The sequence below is a fragment of the Romboutsia sp. LXY-2 genome (assembly GCF_056171995.1).
Genome location: NZ_JBKFGI010000009.1, coordinates 1 through 18,475 on the forward strand (window position 1 = coordinate 1; position 18,475 = coordinate 18,475).

An 18,475-nucleotide genomic window follows, 5' to 3' on the forward strand; every position below is an offset into this window, starting at 1 on the left:
TTATGGGATTTATTTAGATCAATACCTTCAATAGAAACTGAAGGAGTTTCTGTATTAGATGAATACTATTGGTTAAATAAAAAAGACCCAAATTACTCTTTAATGAGAGCTACAGTTAACCGTGGAGAAGATGCTCATACAGATGGAAAATTTACACTTACTGATAAAGCAGCTATGGAAATAGTACATTTATTTATGTCAAAAGACGAATCTTTATATGATAAAAAAATTAGAGATGTGTTCACTGAAGAATTCTTTGAATCTAACTTCTGGTTATACTGGAGAACTATGTTTGCATTTGAAGATTGGCATAGCGCTCTTGAAATGAAATTATATATTCAAAGATTTATCCACCATATTGGAGGACTTCCTGATTTTTCAGCTTTAAAGTTTACAAAATATAATCAATATGAATCACTAATCTTACCAATGGTTAAGTACTTAGAAGCTCATGGTGTTCATTTCCAATACAATACTGTTGTTACCGATGTATTATTTGATATTACTAAAGATAAGAAAGTAGCAAAGCAAATAGTATGTGTTCATGATGGAAAAGAAGAAACTATTGATTTAGTAGAAGATGATTTAGTATTTGTGACAAATGGTAGTTGTACAGAAAATACAACACTTGGAGATCAAGATAGAGCTCCTGTTTTAAATACTACTCCTGGTGGTTGCTGGAGTCTATGGAGAAATATTGCTGCTCAAGACCCTGCATTTGGTAGACCAGATAAGTTCTGTACTAATATAGAAAAAACAAACTGGGAATCTGCAACAGTAACAACTTTAGATAATAGAATACCACCTTATATAGAAAAAGTATGTAAGCGTAATCCATTTAGTGGAAAGGTAGTTACAGGAGGAATAATTACAGCTAAGGATTCATCTTGGTTAATGAGTTATACTCTAAACAGACAACCACACTTTAAAGAACAACCAGACAATCAACTTGTAGTATGGGTATATGGACTATTCACAGATGTTGATGGTGACTTCATCAAAAAGCCAATGAAAGAGTGTACTGGAGAAGAAATTACTCAAGAGTGGCTATACCATTTAGGTGTTCCTGTAGAAGAAATTCCTGATATGGCAAAAAATTCAGCTCGTTGTATTCCTTGTATGATGCCATATATTACATCATTCTTTATGCCAAGAACAGCAGGGGATAGACCTAAGGTTGTACCAGAAAATAGTGTTAACTTTGCATTTATAGGTCAATTCTCTGATACTGTTAGAGACACTGTATTTACAACAGAGTACTCTGTAAGAACAGCTATGGAAGCCGTATATACATTACTTGATATAGATCGTGGAGTTCCAGAAGTATTTGCTTCTTGTTATGATGTTAGAGTATTACTTGATTCAACTTCTAAAATGATGGATGGAAAAAAACTAACAGATATTAAATTACCTCTAAATGCTAAAGTTAAATTAAAAAGTGCAATGAAAGAAATTAAAGGTACTATAGTTGAAGAGCTATTGGAAAGATATAATTTAATATAAAGAATGAATTAGTAAAAGCTAATGAAGAAGAGAAAATAAATAATAGAATATAATTAAAAAGGCAGAGTTATCTGCCTTTTTTGTACAATTATAATAAAGTACACTAATTTAATATATTAAGGTATAATTTTATAGTATAAAAAAGAGTGTAAAGAAATATTAACTCATAGTAAAAAAGAAAGGCTGGAATAAATATGGTAAGAAATATTGTAAAAGACGTATTATTTTTAGAACAAAAATCAGAAGTTGCAACTATAGATGATATAGAGATTGTTAATGATTTAATAGATACATTAAGAGCAAATTTAGAATATTGTGTAGGATTAGCTGCAAACATGATAGGTGTTAAAAAGCGTATACTTGTATTTACTGTAGGAAGTATGATAATTCCCATGATAAATCCGGTTATACTAAAAAAAGAAAAACCTTATGAAGCTGAAGAAAGCTGTTTATCTTTAACCGGTATTAGGAAAACCACTAGATATGAAACTATAGAAGTAGAGTATTTAGATAAAAACTTTAAAAAGCATAAGCAAGTATTTAATGGATTTACTGCACAAATAATTCAACATGAAGTAGATCATTTTGAAGGTATAATAATTTAATAATCAAGTCATAAAGACCGCAAAGATAAGTTAAATTTATTTTTGTGGTCTTTTATTTTGCTATATTTTAAGCATAAAATCATAAAAAAACTAGTAAGAAAAAAGATTAATTGATAAAAATAAAGCAATCTTTTTTTCAATGTTTGGAAGGAAAAGTGTTGACCTATATACATCAAAAGTGTTATATATATAAGTATAAACAACAAAAAGTGTACACTAAATAAATTAATAAGACATACTATAAAACGTATATATATAAAAATTCAAACAGGAGGGGTTCATAATGAAAATAAGAGTTGCTATAAATGGATTTGGAAGAATTGGGAGAATGGTTTTAAGAATAGTAGAGGAAAATGGTTTTAAAAACTTTGAAATAGTTGCTATAAATGCTAGAAGTGATGCGAAGACTTTAGCTCATTTATTTAAGTATGATTCTTCTTACGGTGTATTCAAGGGGAAAGTAGATACGGATGAAAATGAAAATATTATCATCAACGGAAATAAAGTAAAAGTATTAAAGGTTAATGACCCAAGTGATTTACCTTGGAAAGAATTAGGAGTAGACATAGTTATAGAGTCTACAGGTAAATTCACTGATAGAGAAGGTGCTCAAAAACATATAGATGCAGGTGCTAAAAAAGTTATAGTAACTGCGCCTGCAAAGAATGAAGACAAGACTATAGTTATGGGCGTAAATGAGAATGAATATGATAACAATAAACATCATATAATTTCAAATGCATCTTGTACTACAAACTGTATAGCTCCAGTAGTTAAAGTTTTAGATGAAGAGTTTGGTATAGTGAAGGGATTAATGACGACTATACATGCTTATACTAATGACCAACAAATATTAGACAAGACTCACAAGGATCTTAGAAGAGCAAGAAGTGCGGGAGTTTCTATGATACCTACAACAACAGGGGCTGCTGTAGCTGTAGCTAAAGTATTACCAAAGTTAGAAGGAAAATTAAATGGATTTGCAGTAAGAGTACCAAGTCCTAGTGTTTCTATGGTTGACTTAGTTTGTGAATTTAGAAAAGATGTTACGGTAGAAGAAGTAAACAAAGTTTTAGAAGAAGCTGCAAAGAAAGAATTAGAAGGTGTACTTGGTTATTCAGATTTACCACTTGTATCTATAGATTACAAGCAAAATTCAGATTCATCTATAGTAGATGGATTATCTACTATGGTTAATGATGGTAATATGGTAAAAGTTGTGGCTTGGTATGATAATGAATGGGGATACTCATGTAGAACTGTAGATTTAGTTGAATATGTTGCAAAGGAAGTTTTAATGGCAAGTAAGGTTAGTGCTTAGGATATATATAAATTATAATACTCGAAGATAGATTATCAAATGTGATAATCTATCTTTTTAATGTATAAGTAATTTTCAATGGCTATACATTAAAAATATCCATAAAAATTCATATTATTTTATATAAAATATAATTACATAAACTATAAGCTGGGTATAAATATAAAAAATCAATTAAACAGGGGGATATCATGAACTATAAAAATCTTATATCAAATGGAAAATCAGTAAGAGAGTTTAAGAATAAAAGTATAGAAGAAAAATATTTCAATGAAATAGAAAGTTATATAAAAAATTCTAAAAAGTTATTACCTGGAATAAATATTGAAGTTAAAATATTTGATAGTAAGGATTGTTATGAAAAGCTAAAAAACATAGCTGGATACAATGGATATATGATAGAAGCACCTAATTACGTGGTTATACTATCAGACGTTAAAAAAGGATATATGGAAAACAGTGGGTATGTAGGAGAAAGATTAATATTAAAAGCAAGAGATTTAGAAATTGATTCTTGTTGGATAACTTTTAAAGATAGTGATGCAATAAAAGAAAAGTTAGAGATTTCATCAGACAAAGAAGTTACATCTATTATAGCTTTAGGATATGAGAATGATAAGAATACTAAAAGTAAAAGAGGTTCAGATAGATTAAGTGTAGAAAAAATAGTATATATGAATGAGTGGGGACAAAATGCAACTGCGACAGAACTAGAGGAGAGAGGTCTTCTTGATGCCTTTAGTTATGCTAGAATGGCACCATCAACACTTAATAGACAGCCATGGAGATTTATAATTGATGGTGGTAATATTATATTAGCCGTGAAAAAAGATGATTTTACTAGTGACTATGAAAAAAGTATAGATGCTGGAATAGCTATGCTGTATTTTGGTTTAATAATAGATACGACTATGCTTGATTCAAAATGGAGCTTAGATAATATTAATAAAGATTACAAAATACCTGAAGACTATGAAGTAATAGGGTGTTGTAGTATATAGTAGATATGTTTAACTGACCATATTGGCGAAACTGCCAATATGGTTTTTTATATTTAACAAATTAAATAAGAGGTATTAAAAAAGATATTGACAATCATTATCATTATCAGTTAGAATGAAATTATCGAAATGATAACAATTATCATTACCTAAATTTAAATTCAAAACTAAGATTATGTTTATATGACTCAATTAGGAGGATAGATGAAGAAAAGATATTTACTAATAATACTAATAATTTTATCATTTGTATCTATTTTTATAGGTGTACATGATATTAAGATAACAGAAATATTTAAATTAAATAATGACCAGCTAAAGATCTTAGTAATAAGCAGAATACCTAGACTGATAAGTATATTAGTAGCAGGTATGGGAATGAGTATATGCGGATTAATTATGCAACAAATAAGCAGAAATAAATTTGTATCGCCAACAACAGGAGCTACAATAGATGCGGCACAGTTAGGATTAGTATTTTCACTAATGCTTATACCAAATGCAGGTATGGTTGGAAAAATGATAATATCATTTGTATTTTCACTAATAGGAACATTTATGTTTATGAAAATACTTAAAAGCTTACAATTTAAAAATGCTGTATTTGTACCACTGGTAGGAATAATGTTTGGTAACATAATAGGTTCAGCGACAACTTTTATTGCATATAAAAATGACTTAATGCAAAATGTAACATCTTGGATGCAAGGTAATTTTTCTATGATACTTAAAGGAAATTATGAAATGTTATACATAGCGATACCACTTATAATAATTGCTTACATATATGCAAATAAGTTTACAATAGCTGGTATGGGTGAGGATTTTGCTACAAACTTAGGACTTAATTATAACTCAGTTATAAACTTAGGATTAACAATTGTAGCGATAGTTACAGCAAGTGTTGTAATAACGGTGGGAAGTATACCTTTTATAGGCCTTATAGTTCCTAATATAGTGTCAATGTATAAGGGTGACAATATAAAAGATAGTATATGGCATACTGGATTATTTGGGGCAATATTTGTTTTAGTATGCGATATATTTTCAAGAACTATTATATATCCATATGAAATACCAATAGGACTAACTGTTGGAGTTATAGGAAGTGTATTATTCCTTTACATGATATTAAGGAGGAATTCATATGCAAGTTAGTAGCACAAGTAAATTAGCTAGTAAAAAAATTGATTTTACTATAACTAAAGAAAATAGGCAAAAGAAAATAATTTATATAATAGGACTTATGATAATAGCTTTTGCAGCACTTTACTTAACGGTAGGTGTTAACATGAATCATTTTGATTACGCAATGAAACAAAGAATACCAAGATTGATAGCTATAGTTTTAACTGGAGGATGTATAGCATTTTCATCTATGATTTTCCAAACAATAACTAATAATAATATACTTACACCAAGTGTTTTAGGCTTAGATTCACTGTATATATTAGTTCAAACTATGATAGTATTTTTACTTGGTATTGATAGTAAGTTTATAACAAGTAAAAATTATAACTTTATATTATGTGTAGTAGTAATGGTTATAGCATCATTTGTTTTATATAAGAAGCTATTTGAAAAAAGCGGAAATAACATATTTTTCTTACTTCTAGTAGGAATGATATTTGGGACACTATTTAAAAGTATATCAACTTTTATGCAGGTTGTAATAGACCCAAATGAATATGCAACTCTTCAAAATAACTTACACGCAAGCTTTACAAATGTGAACACAGACATACTTTTAATAGGATCTATAATGCTTATAGTCATTATACCTTTCATATATGATGATATGAAATATTTAGATATATTAGGCCTTGGAAAAGATCATGCAATAAACTTAGGTGTAGATTATGACAGAGTAGTAAAGAAAATGATAATAGTAGTTTCAATATTAGTATCTATATCGACTGCTTTAGTAGGTCCAATAACATTTTTAGGATTATTAGTAGTAAACATAACAAGACAATTACTACATACATACAAACATAGTTATTTAATAGCAGGGTCTACTTTAATAAGCATACTGACGTTAGTCGCAGGACAGTTTTTAGTAGAAAGAGTATTTAGCTTTAGCACAACTTTAAGTGTAATTATAAACTTTATAGGAGGAGTATATTTTATATACTTATTACTGAAGGAGAGTAAGATGTAATGATAGTAGTAAAAGATATAATAAAAAAATATTCAAATAAAACAGTAGTAGATAAGGTTTCAGTAAATATTGAAAAAGGTAAAATAACTTCTTTTATAGGACCTAATGGAGCTGGTAAAAGTACTGCATTAGCCATGATAACTAGACTTATGAAAAAAGATGGTGGGGAAGTTATAATAGATGGAAAAAATCTAGAAGATTGGGACAATAAAGAGCTATCAACTAAGATTGCAATACTTAAACAATCTAACAATGTTAACTTAAAGCTTACAATTAGAGAACTTGTTTCCTTTGGTAGATTCCCTCATAGCCAAGGTAGGCTTACGGAGGAAGATAATAAGTATATAGATGAAGCTATAGAGTATATGAAGCTAAAGGATATAGAAGATAAGTATATAGATGAATTAAGTGGTGGGCAAAGGCAAAGGGCATATATAGCAATGGTTATTGCTCAAAACACAGAGTATGTATTTTTAGATGAGCCACTAAATAATTTAGATATGAAACATTCTGTTGAGATGATGAAAGTTCTTAGAAATTTATGTGATGAATTAGGGAAGACTGTAATTTTAGTTATGCATGATATAAATTATACTTCTTGTTACTCAGATTACATAGTAGCATTAAAGGATGGAAGAATAGCTAAACATGGTAAAACAGAAGAAATAATAAAGAAAGAAGTATTAGAGGAAATATACGAAATGGAATTTGATGTACAAGACATAAATGGAGATAAAATATGTGTATATTTCTAAAATAATTAATAAAGCTTGAAGATTAATAATCTAAAGGCTATAAACTATGGTTACAATAAAAAAATTTACAAATTAGATGAGAAAGATAATCAATATTAAATAAAAAATCAGGAGGAGATTATTATGAATAAAAAAGTAGCAGCAATATCAGGGCTTATTATAGCAGGACTAGTAGGAGGAGCTTTATTCTTTTCTAACAATGGTAATGGTGAAGCTAAAGATACAAAAAAGGAAGTAGTAAAAGTAGAGCATGCATTAGGAAGTACAGAAGTACAAGAAGAGCCAGAAAAAATAGTGGTGTTTGACTGGGCGGCATTAGATGCTATGGAAACATTAGGAGTTGATGGGGTAGTAGGAGTACCTCAAAGTTCAGCAATACCAGAGTACTTAAATGAATATGCAAAAGAAGATTATGCTAACGTAGGTGGATTAAAAGAGCCAGATTTAGAAAAAATAAATGAACTTCAGCCAGATTTAATAATAATAAATGGAAGACAACATAGCTTCTATGATAAGCTAAGTGAAATAGCTCCAACAATATCAATGTCTAAAGAAGATGGAAAATACATGGAGTCAGTAACTAAAAATCTTAACTATTTAGGAGATATATTCAACAAAGAAGAAGAGGTAGCTAAAGAGTTTAAAGCTATAAATGCTAAGATAGATGAAATAAACAAGAAAGTAACTGAAAAAGCTTATGTTGCAACTACATTAATGGCAAGTGATGGAGAATTAAGTGTATTTGGTCAAGATTCTAGATTTGGTATAATATACAACGAAATAGGATTTAAAAATACAGATGAAAATATACAAGCAGCTGACCACGGTCAAAGTGTATCATATGAGTACATAGCTAGCCAAGATAGTGACTTTATGTTTGTTATAGATAAGTCAGTTGTAACAAAGGATAAGAATCAAGCATCAGCTAAAGAGTTATTAAACAATGATTTAGTAAATGGTACAAAAGCAGCTAAGAATGGAAATATAGTATACTTAGATACATTATCTTGGTATATATCAGATGGTGGATTTGAATCTACAAACAATATGTTAGACGAAATTAATGATGCAATAAGTAAATAATAATATTTCAAAAGTTGTGTGATTTTCACACAACTTTTGTTTTTTAAGATAGAAAAGTTTTTATAAAATAATGTGATATATAGGATTAGAGCTTATATATCATAAAATTAATGTATAGGAGAAAATAGATGTTAAAAGAATTTATAAAGTATTATAAGCCATATAAAAAGCTGTTTGTGCTAGATTTACTAGCGGCATTTACAGTAGCTTTATGTGACTTAGTTTATCCAATGATAACAAGGAGTATAATGAATGATGTGGTACCAAATAAAGATAATAGAATGCTTACCGTATTTGCAGTAACCTTAATAGTTATATTTATATTAAAAGCAGGATTAAACTATTTTATGCAGTATTGGGGTCATGTGGTAGGAGTTAGAATGCAAGCTGATATGAGAAGCTATGTATTTACTCATCTTCAAAAGTTACCAAGCTCATATTTTAATGATAATAAGAGTGGTGTAATAATGTCTAGAATTATAAATGACCTTATGGAAGTGTCAGAACTTGCTCACCATGGACCAGAGGACTTATTTGTATCTGTAGTAATGTTATTAGGATCGTTCTTTATACTTATGGGAATAAATGTAGAGCTTACATTAATAGTTTTTGCAATATTACCAGTTATAATAATATACGCTATAGTTCAAAGAAAGAGAATGAGTGGTGCATTTAAAGAAACTAGGGTAAGAACAGGGGATGTAAATGCTACCTTAGAAAATAGTATAGCAGGTATGAAAGTAACGAAGTCTTTCTGTACTCAAGAGGAAGAATTAAAAAAATTTAAAGAGTCTAATGAAGTATTTAAGCATGCGAGAGAAGGCGCTTATAAAGTTATGGCTCAGTATTTCTCAGGTATGTTCTTATTAATAGATATATTAGAATTAGTAGTGCTTATAGTAGCAGGTTATTTCACATATATGAATAAAATAACTTTAGGAGATTTTGCAGCCTACTTATTATATGTAAAGATGTTTATACAACCGATAAGAAAATTAATAAACTTTACTGAACAATATCAAAATGGTATGACAGGCTTTGAGAGGTTTGTAGAGATAATAAATGAAGAAACAGAAAAAGAATGTGAGAATCCTATTGAGCTTAAAGATGTAAAGGGAAGTATAGAAATACGAAATGTATCATTTACTTATGAAGATAATAAGCAAGTATTAGATAAGCTAAACTTATCAATAGATGCAGGTAAAACAATAGCTCTTGTAGGTCCATCAGGTGGTGGAAAAACAACACTATGTAACCTTATACCGAGATTCTTTGAATTTGATAGTGGAGATATAAAGATTGATAATACTAGTGTTAAAGATATAAGTTTAAATTCTCTGAGAAAAAATATAGGTGTAGTTGCACAAGATGTATTTTTATTTACAGGAACGATAAGAGACAATATAAAAATAGGAAAAACTAATGCTACTCATGAAGAAATAGTAGATGCTTGTAAAAAGGCAAAGATACATGAGTTTATAGAAACATTACCAGATGGGTATGACACATATATAGGAGAACGAGGAGTTAAGTTATCTGGAGGACAAAAGCAAAGAGTATCTATAGCTAGAATTTTCTTAAAGAATCCACCAATAATGATACTAGATGAAGCAACTTCAGCACTAGATAATGTTACAGAAAGAGAAATACAAGAATCACTAGAGGAATTAAGTAAAGACAGAACAAATCTTGTTGTAGCACATAGATTAACAACAATAAAAAATGCAGATGAAATATTAGTATTAACTGACAAAGGAATTGAAGAAAGAGGAACTCATAAAGAGTTGATTAAAAAAGATGGAGTATACGCAAAACTTCATAAAAATTAAAAATATATATTATTTTTATTAGTTGTTATATATATAATAAGAGAAAGAGTTAATATATAAACTAATATATCCAATGATGGCTGTAAAATATCAGGGATATTTATAAAAATTCATTTTTATAAATAGATTATTATGAAGATAATTAAGTCTTTGATTCCGTCATAAGATATTTCATTGTTATTAGCCTTATAGTTTACCTATACAAATGTTATCATAGAATTATTATTCTCACAGCGTAGTAATTCAAGTAAGGCTAGCTTTTTCTTTAGTCGGGATATGTTTTTTTATGAAACTATTTTGCTTTGCAAGCATAGGTATTTAATTATTTCATTAAAAATATCCTCATGCATAGGTATTATATATAAATAATTCTGGAAATATAGCTATAAGACTCAAAAAAGTTTCTAGTATTTATCAATAATTAGATATGGTGCCAAGTAATTATTAGCTTATGATAATAATTAAGAATAGGATATGAGCCTAGTGGTAATGGTATCTACTTTTAAGGATATGGTGTCTATGATAGTTTCAAAGGTAATTAAGATAGAAAGATAAAAAGTGACCTTCTTGTTAATATGAGAATGTTGTTTGCAGTAAAAAATAAGATATATGAGCCAAATGGTATAATAAAAGTGAATAAATAAAAAAATCATATCGAAGTTTGATATGATTTTTTTATTTATTTAATTATGCTTAAATAAGCTTCGAATAAGATGTCGATCACTACTAATATAGTAGATCTAGGTGTTGTATCATACCCTGATATATTAATCTTTTGAGAGCATGTGTTTATTGGTATATCAACTAAAGTTGATAGTGTAGAGTTAGGGCTATTTACAATAGCAGCTGTGTTGAAGTTTTTGTATTTAAACTTCTCACATGAAGTAATTAGTGTATTTGTTTCACCGCTGTTGGATACAAATATAACTAAGTCTCCACTTTGTATAGTTTGGTCTAGTAAGTCAATCATATGAGACTCATATACATAAAAACTATTTTTATTAGCTTGCATTAATAACTTAGAAAAATATTCACCAATAGGTTTTGATAATCCTACTGCTACTATTACTATTTTATTTGCATGCTTAATACTTTTAGCTAGCTTGTTTATATTAGCTGTATTAAGGTTTGATATATTTTGATTTAAGTTAGCTATTATATTGCTAACTTGCTTTTCTTTATCTTGATAATATTCTTCTCTATATAGGCCCTTAAGAATATGTTTTAGTTCAGAATATCCAGACAGCCCTAGTTTAGAACACATTCTTATTATAGTAGTAGTGCTTACATTGTTCATATCAGCTAAAGTTGTAAGTGATAAATCCTTTGATGCAGCAATATTAGAATCTATATAATAAAATATATGCTTTTCAGCATGGCTAAGAGTGCTTAATTTATGAGAAAACTTCATCAAAAAATTACTAATATTAATCACCACCTTTGTGTTTAATAAAAAGTACAAATATACTTTTTGTGTACAAGAAAATGTTTTTCCTGTGATATATAATACTATTATAAGTTAAAGACATATTTAAGTAAACTTTATAAGGGAGGATAAAAAATGAATTTAGCTAGTATGACAGACAAAGAATTAATCATGTTAGATTTGAATATATCTAGCAAAGAAGAGGCTATAAAGTTATTAATAGACAAGCTTTACAATGAGGGTGTGATTAGCTCAAAAGAACAGTTTTTTAATACTGTAATGGAAAGAGAATCACACTCACCAACTGGGTTAGAGAGAGGACTAGCTATACCTCATGGTAAGTGCGACTCTGTAAAGAAGGCTGCATTTGCTGTAGCAAGATTAAATAATAAGATATCCGACTGGGAAAGTATAGATCCTAATAATGAAGTAGATTTAATATTTTTATTAGCAATACCTAAGGTAGAAGAAGGATCAACTCATTTAAAGTTGTTATCTAAATTATCGGTATCATTAATGGATGAGAATTTTTACAATGGTCTAAGAACTTCTAAAAATGCTAATGAATTTATGGGAAACTTAAACAACAAAAAAAGTGGGAATAAAGAAGAAAAAACATACACAAAAACAGTACTAGCAATAACTGCTTGTGCAGCTGGTATAGCTCACACATACATGTCTGCTGAAGCGCTTGAAAAAGCAGGTCAAAGAATGGGAATTAAGGTTATAACAGAAAAGCAAGGTGCTAATGGTATTGAAGACAGACATACAAAAGAACAAATACAAAAAGCTGATGGAGTGATTTTTGCTAGTGATGTTGCTGTTAAAGGTATTGAACGTTATAAAGGGAAGTCTTTTGTAAAAGTCAAGGTTGCAGACCCTTTAAAGAATGCAGATGAACTATTGACTAAAGTACTAGAGAGGCCAGATGGAAAAGTGGAAGCTTCAGGTGATGAAGTGGAGATAAAATCAGATTTATCAGGGAAAAATGGAATATTCAAAGAAGTGATGGAAGCAGTAATGACAGGTATATCTTATATGATTCCTGTAATAGTCGCTGCAGGTCTAATGATGGGAATTGCTAAGTTAACAGCTATGGCAATAGGTGAAATAGACAATATGGGAATGTTTATTGAGAGTGGAAATCAATTCTTAGTGTTATTAGGATACCTAGATAAATTTGGTGGAATGATATTTAAGTTTATATACCCACTATTTGCAGCTTATGTAGCATATTCAATAGCAGATAGACCAGGTTTAGTAGCAGGGTTTGTAGGTGGTGCTTTTGCAGGTGGATTACACTTTACATTTTGGGGAGTTGAAGGTGGAGTTCCATCAGGATTTTTAGGAGCATTAATACTAGGTTTAGTAGCGGGTTATGTGACTAAATTCTTAAATGAAAAGATAAAGTTACATAAGAACTTACAAGCTATGAAGCCGATGTTCTTATTACCGGGGATATCAGTATTAGTAGTATTCTTATTAAACTTCTATTTTGTAGATCCGGTATTTGGGGGATTAAATGCATGGTTATCAAATATAATAGCATCATTTGGAACAGGTTCTACAATAGCATTAACTGCTGTAATAGCAGCATGTACAGCATTTGATCTAGGTGGACCAGTAAACAAAGCGGCCGGTGCAATAGCTATAGGACTTGCAGCGGATGGTATATTCCCATTAACAGGAAGAGTATTAGCAATCGTAATACCTCCAATAGGTCTTGGATTAGCGACTGTCTTAGATAAAGTTATAGTTAAGAGAAGAGTATTTGATGACAACTTAAGAGTAGTAGGTAATACATCTATATTACTTGGATTAATTGCTGTAAGTGAAGGTGCAATACCTTTCATGTTAAAAAACCCATTAATAACAATACCTATAAACATGTTAGGAGCTATACTTGGTTCTGTAACAGCAGTAATTCTAGGTGCAGTTCAATGGAATCCACTGCCAGCGATATGGGGGTGGCCTTTAGTTGAGAACTTATGGGCTTATATTGTAGGATTATTAGTAGGTACTATGTTTATAGCCGTTGCTAATATATTTATAAGATTCCATTTAATAAAGAAAGAAGAAACAAGAAGTTTAAATGATAAAGATGAGAAATTGAGAAAAGTATCTTAATATATAGGGGGATTATTCAAAGTTATATGGATTTGAATAATTCCTATTTTTAAAAATAAGGTTTATTATTAGCATCAAGGTTATATATGGAGGCAGAAATGAAGAAAAAAGTATATGTAGTACCTCATTCTCACTGGGATAGAGAGTGGTATTTTACAATAGAAGATTCAAATATATTATTAAGTGAAAATATGCCGTATTTAATGGATATGCTTGAACATGACAGAGAGTATAAGTCTTACACTTTTGATGCACAACTTTCAGTTGTGGAAGAACTAATTAAGTTATATCCAGAGGAACAAGAGAGACTAAGAAATTTAGTAAGTGATAAAAGAATATTTATAGGTCCTTGGTATACTCAAACAGACTCTATTTTAGTAAATAAAGAATCTATAATAAGAAACCTTTTATATGGAACTAGACTAGGCAATAAGTATGGTCATAGCATGAATGTTGGATATCTTCCAGATATATTTGGACAAAATGCATATTTACCATCTATATTTAAAGGATTTGATATACAAGATAGTGTTTTACAGAGAGGAGTATATACAGAGGATTTAAAAGAAAATTTAAACTTTAAATGGGTATCTCCTGATAATGAAAGTGTTAGAGCAAATAATATTTATTTAGGATATGGACCTGGTAAATTTTTATCTTCAGATAGTGTTTATATAGAAGAAAAATTAATACCAATGTTAGAAAAACTAGAAAGTCTGAATAAAGATTGTAATAACTTGCTTTTACCAGCTGGAGGAGATCAAGTTTTAGTAAGAGAGCATTTTCCACAAACAATAAAAGAATTGAATGAAAAGCAAGATAAGTATGAGTTTTTATTATCAGACTATGAAACTTTTATGAGTGATACATGGACTAAAGATTTTGATAATGAGATACATGGAGAGCTTGTAGCTTGTGAAAAATCAAGAATACACAATACTATAAAGTCTCAAAGATATGACATTAAATACTTAAACACCGTGGTTGAGAATAAAATACTTTATGTATTAGAGCCATTAGGGGTTATAGGCAAATCGCTAGGAATAAGCTATAAGACAAGATGGTTAGATATCATGTGGAAGTTATTATTTGATGCGCATGCACATGATAGTATAGGTGGATGCAATTCAGATGACACAAACAGAGATATACTAACAAGACTTCAAAAAGTTAATGTAATGTGCGATGGAATAGCAAATCTTATTAAAAAGCAGATAACAATAGCAGTTAGTAAATATTTAAATAGGGAAGATATTTTATTATTATTTAATACTAATGCGAAAGATAGTAATGAAGTAATAGAATCAGTAGTATTTACTAAAGAAAAAGATATAGAAATAAAGACTTTAGAAGGAAAAATTGTTGATTTTATTATAAATAATCAAGAAATATTAAGTGGAGGAAAGCAGGTATTAGTAACTGCCGAAGGAGAAAAGGAAGTAGAATTGCCAGGATACTACAGAACAGAAATTAGATTAACAGGCATACCTGTTAAAGCTATGGGATTTGTTACTTTAGTAGTAGGTCAAGGGGAAAAAGATAGTACGAATAGTCTGATAGAATCAAATGATAATAAAATAGAAAATGATAAATATGCAATATCATTCAAAAATAGAAACGTATCATTAGTAAATAAGTCTAACAATGAAAAAATAGAAAATCTTATCTATTTTGAAAACTGTGGAGATTATGGTGATTCATATGATTTCTCACCACTAGATATGGATAAAGATATATTAATAAAAGAAGCTCATATTATAGATGTACGTAAAAGCAATTTAGTACAAATAATGAAGCTAAAGCATAGTATAGAGTTACCATTTAATATAGAGGAACGAAAGTTAAACATAAATTCAAAAACTTTAGAAATAACTACTAAAATAGAAATGAGAAAAGGTGAAAACTTTATAAGAATTTCACATGACATAGATAACAACATAAAAGACCATAGAGTAAGAGTCGTTTATAATACGAACATAACATCTAAGATATCGTTAAGTGACCAAGGGTTTTCTGCCATAAAAAGAGAAAATCAAAATAAGTATATAGATACTTGGAGAGAAAGAGAGTTTGCAGAAAAACCTGTAAGTATTTATGGATTAGAGAACTTTGTTGCTATTAAAAATGATAATAATACATTTGGTATAGTAACAGAAGGAATAAAGGAATATGAGATTTTAGAAGATAGCAAAATAGCACTTACCTTATACAGAAGTGTTGGGATATTAGGAAGAGATAATCTAGCTTGGAGACCAGGAAGAGCATCAGGAATTAACAACAAGGTAGTTTATACTAAAGATGCGCAACTTATTAAAAATATGAAGTTTGAGTATGCTATATACTTTGATAAATCAAATGAAGATGCATCAGAGTTATTTAAAGTTACTGACAAATTTATAAAGAAATATACAACATACCAAAATCAAAATTTGAATTTATTTGAAGAAAGATTAGAAAGATTTGAAATACCTAAAAATCATAATATAAATTTATCAAGTTATAGTTTATTTAAAATAGACAATAAAGATGTGTTTATGAGTGTATGTAAAGAATCTTACGAAAGAGACGGAATAATAGTAAGATTATTTAATCCAACAAGTTCACCTAATGAAATAAGCTTAAAAAGTGAATATATAAACGACATAAAAATCACTAATTTATATGAAAGAGAATTAGATGATGCTAGTGACAAAATAAAGATAAAACCTAAAGGATATATAACACTAAAGTTATTAGGAGGACAATATAATGGATAAACATGCGCTTTTACAAAATGTAGAAGAAAAACTTAAATCAATATATAAAGAAGATTATAAATCTGAAATTTTCAATATGATGAAGTCAACTATAGAAAAATTTGAGGGGAAAAACTTTGAAAAAACAGATGCTATATCTGAAAAAAATGTATATTTAATAACCTATGGCGACAGCATATATGAAGAAGGACAGCCTACAATATATACCTTAAATAAGTTCTTAAATAATAAGGTTGGAGATACAATAACTGATGTTCATTTATTGCCCATGTTTGATTATACATCTGATGATGGATTCTCAGTAGTAGACTATATGAAGATAGATAAGAAATTAGGCGACTGGGATGACATAAATAAGCTATCTAAAGATTATAGACTTATGTATGATTTTGTAGCAAACCATATATCAAAAAGTAGTGAATGGTTTAATGGATATCTAAATGGAGATGAAAAGTATCAAAATTACTTTATATCAGGAGATAAAAACTTTGATTACTCAAATGTGGTTAGGCCTAGAACATCCCCTATTATACATGAGTATAAGGGGATGGATGGTATAAAAACTGCATGGACTACATTTAGTGAAGATCAGGTAGATATCAATATAAAACATTTTCCGGTTCTTATAGAAACTACTGAAGTATTATTAAATTATGCTTTAAATGGTGCAACATCAATAAGGCTTGATGCTATAGGATTCTTATGGAAAGAGTCTGGAACAACATGTATACATCTTCCTCAAACTCATATGATAATCCAATTATGGAGAATGATATTAGATTACTTTAAGGAGGATACACAATTAATTACTGAAACTAATGTACCTCATAAGGAAAATATAAGTTACTTTGGAGATACTAAGAATGAAGCCCATATGGTGTATCAATTTACATTACCGCCACTTACTCTTCATACCTATACAACGCATGATTCTACTAAGCTTACTAAGTGGGCATCTACTATAGATAGAGTATCTGATAAGGCTACATTCTTTAACTTCTTATCAAGTCATGATGGAATAGGAATGAGACCGATAGAAGGTATACTTACAGAAGAGGAAAAACAATGTCTTGTCGATAAAACAGTTACTAATGGTGGGAGAGTATCATACAAAAATAATCCAGATGGAACTAAATCAGTATATGAGTTAAATATAAATTATTTAGATGCGCTTATAAACAAAGATGAGGATATAGAAGAGGATGTACAGATACGAAAAATACTATCAGCACATGCAATGTTGTTATCATTTGTTGGAGTACCAGCTATATACTATCATTCACTATTAGGTTCAAGGAACTATTATAATGGAGTAGAAGAGTCTGGAATAAATAGAAGAATAAATAGAGAAAAGCTAGAGTACAATAAAATCTGTGATGAAATAGAAAATGACAGCAGACGAAATAAGATATTTACACAGCTAAAGAAGCTAATAGATGTAAGAAAAAGAGAAAGTGCTTTTTCACCATATGGAAGCCAAAAAGTATTAGATTTTGGAAAAGAAATATTTGCTTTAGAGCGTGAAAATAAAGAGACAAATGAGAATATATTATTTATAACTAATGTTACTTCTGAAAGAAAGACGATAGATTGTGGTATTAGCGGAGTAAATATAATAGACAATTCTAAGGTTGATGGAAAGATAACATTAAATCCATATGGATTCTTATGGATAAAAATCAAATAGTGGTGAGTGTTAATATATTAAGATTAAAAAATATAGCAGTAAGAAGAAGAAGTGTAGCCTAAAAGCTACACTTCTTATAGTTTTATAAAGTGTATATTATTTTTGTTATAAATGCACCAAATTTAAAATATAGGAATACATTGATAATTATAGAAGCGTGCTTTATTTAACAGTAAATGTGAAAATCAACTAATAATTACGATCAAATAATATTTAAAATG

The 18,475-nt window shown here is 29.1% G+C and carries 13 protein-coding genes; 12 read left to right on the plus strand and 1 reads right to left on the minus strand.

Annotation, left to right across the window (positions count from 1 at the left end):
• The 9 genes from ACI48P_RS15510 to ACI48P_RS15550 form a co-directional block, all read left to right on the plus strand.
• The coding region (locus ACI48P_RS15510) for an oleate hydratase (protein ID WP_475217345.1) at nt 1-1,503 on the plus strand (1,503 nt) is incomplete at its 5' end.
• Between the two features lie 194 nt (nt 1,504-1,697).
• Nucleotides 1,698-2,108, plus strand: coding sequence for a peptide deformylase (locus tag ACI48P_RS15515; RefSeq protein WP_475217347.1), 411 nt, complete (start codon nt 1,698-1,700; stop codon nt 2,106-2,108).
• A 283-nt stretch (nt 2,109-2,391) separates the two neighbouring features.
• Nucleotides 2,392-3,429, plus strand: a complete 1,038-nt coding sequence (gene gap, locus ACI48P_RS15520) for a type I glyceraldehyde-3-phosphate dehydrogenase (protein ID WP_475217349.1) — start codon at nt 2,392-2,394, stop codon at nt 3,427-3,429.
• Nucleotides 3,430-3,620: 191 nt separating this feature from the next.
• Nucleotides 3,621-4,430: a nitroreductase family protein gene (locus tag ACI48P_RS15525; RefSeq protein ID WP_475217350.1), complete on the plus strand. Its 810-nt coding sequence runs from the start codon at nt 3,621-3,623 to the stop codon at nt 4,428-4,430.
• A gap of 204 nt (nt 4,431-4,634) precedes the next feature.
• Entirely contained in the window at nt 4,635-5,588 is a 954-nt protein-coding gene (locus tag ACI48P_RS15530; RefSeq protein ID WP_475217353.1) for an ABC transporter permease, read from the plus strand.
• Complete coding sequence (locus ACI48P_RS15535) at nt 5,578-6,591, plus strand: iron chelate uptake ABC transporter family permease subunit (protein ID WP_475217355.1); 1,014 nt, start codon at nt 5,578-5,580, stop codon at nt 6,589-6,591. Before ACI48P_RS15530 ends, ACI48P_RS15535 begins: the two co-directional genes overlap by 11 nt.
• On the plus strand, nt 6,591-7,346 hold the full coding sequence (locus tag ACI48P_RS15540) for an iron ABC transporter ATP-binding protein (protein ID WP_475217357.1): 756 nt from the start codon (nt 6,591-6,593) through the stop codon (nt 7,344-7,346). The genes ACI48P_RS15535 and ACI48P_RS15540 overlap by 1 nt, the downstream gene beginning before the upstream one ends.
• A 123-nt stretch (nt 7,347-7,469) precedes the next feature.
• Nucleotides 7,470-8,429 (plus strand): siderophore ABC transporter substrate-binding protein, encoded by a 960-nt coding sequence (locus tag ACI48P_RS15545; RefSeq protein WP_475217359.1) that lies wholly within the window; start codon nt 7,470-7,472, stop codon nt 8,427-8,429.
• 128 nt (nt 8,430-8,557) lie between these two features.
• The gene (locus ACI48P_RS15550) at nt 8,558-10,258 is read left to right on the plus strand and encodes an ABC transporter ATP-binding protein (RefSeq protein WP_475217361.1); all 1,701 of its coding nucleotides are present in this window, start codon (nt 8,558-8,560) and stop codon (nt 10,256-10,258) included.
• A 679-nt stretch (nt 10,259-10,937) separates the two neighbouring features.
• Here the strand turns inward: ACI48P_RS15550 and ACI48P_RS15555 are convergent.
• Nucleotides 10,938-11,669 carry a MurR/RpiR family transcriptional regulator gene (locus ACI48P_RS15555; protein WP_475217363.1) on the minus strand — a complete coding sequence of 244 codons (732 nt, stop codon included), beginning with the start codon at nt 11,667-11,669 and terminating at the stop codon, nt 10,938-10,940.
• Nucleotides 11,670-11,819: 150 nt separating this feature from the next.
• On the opposite strand from ACI48P_RS15555, the gene ACI48P_RS15560 reads away from it, so the two are divergent.
• The 3 genes from ACI48P_RS15560 to ACI48P_RS15570 all read left to right on the plus strand — a co-directional run bounded on the left by ACI48P_RS15560 (nt 11,820) and on the right by ACI48P_RS15570 (nt 18,254).
• Nucleotides 11,820-13,811 carry a fructose-specific PTS transporter subunit EIIC gene (locus ACI48P_RS15560; protein WP_475217364.1) on the plus strand — a complete coding sequence of 664 codons (1,992 nt, stop codon included), beginning with the start codon at nt 11,820-11,822 and terminating at the stop codon, nt 13,809-13,811.
• 98 nt (nt 13,812-13,909) lie between these two features.
• Complete coding sequence (locus ACI48P_RS15565; protein WP_475217366.1) at nt 13,910-16,567, plus strand: glycoside hydrolase family 38 N-terminal domain-containing protein; 2,658 nt, start codon at nt 13,910-13,912, stop codon at nt 16,565-16,567.
• Nucleotides 16,560-18,254: a sugar phosphorylase gene (locus ACI48P_RS15570; RefSeq protein WP_475217368.1), complete on the plus strand. Its 1,695-nt coding sequence runs from the start codon at nt 16,560-16,562 to the stop codon at nt 18,252-18,254. The genes ACI48P_RS15565 and ACI48P_RS15570 overlap by 8 nt, the downstream gene beginning before the upstream one ends.
• Nucleotides 18,255-18,475 lie beyond the last annotated feature (221 nt).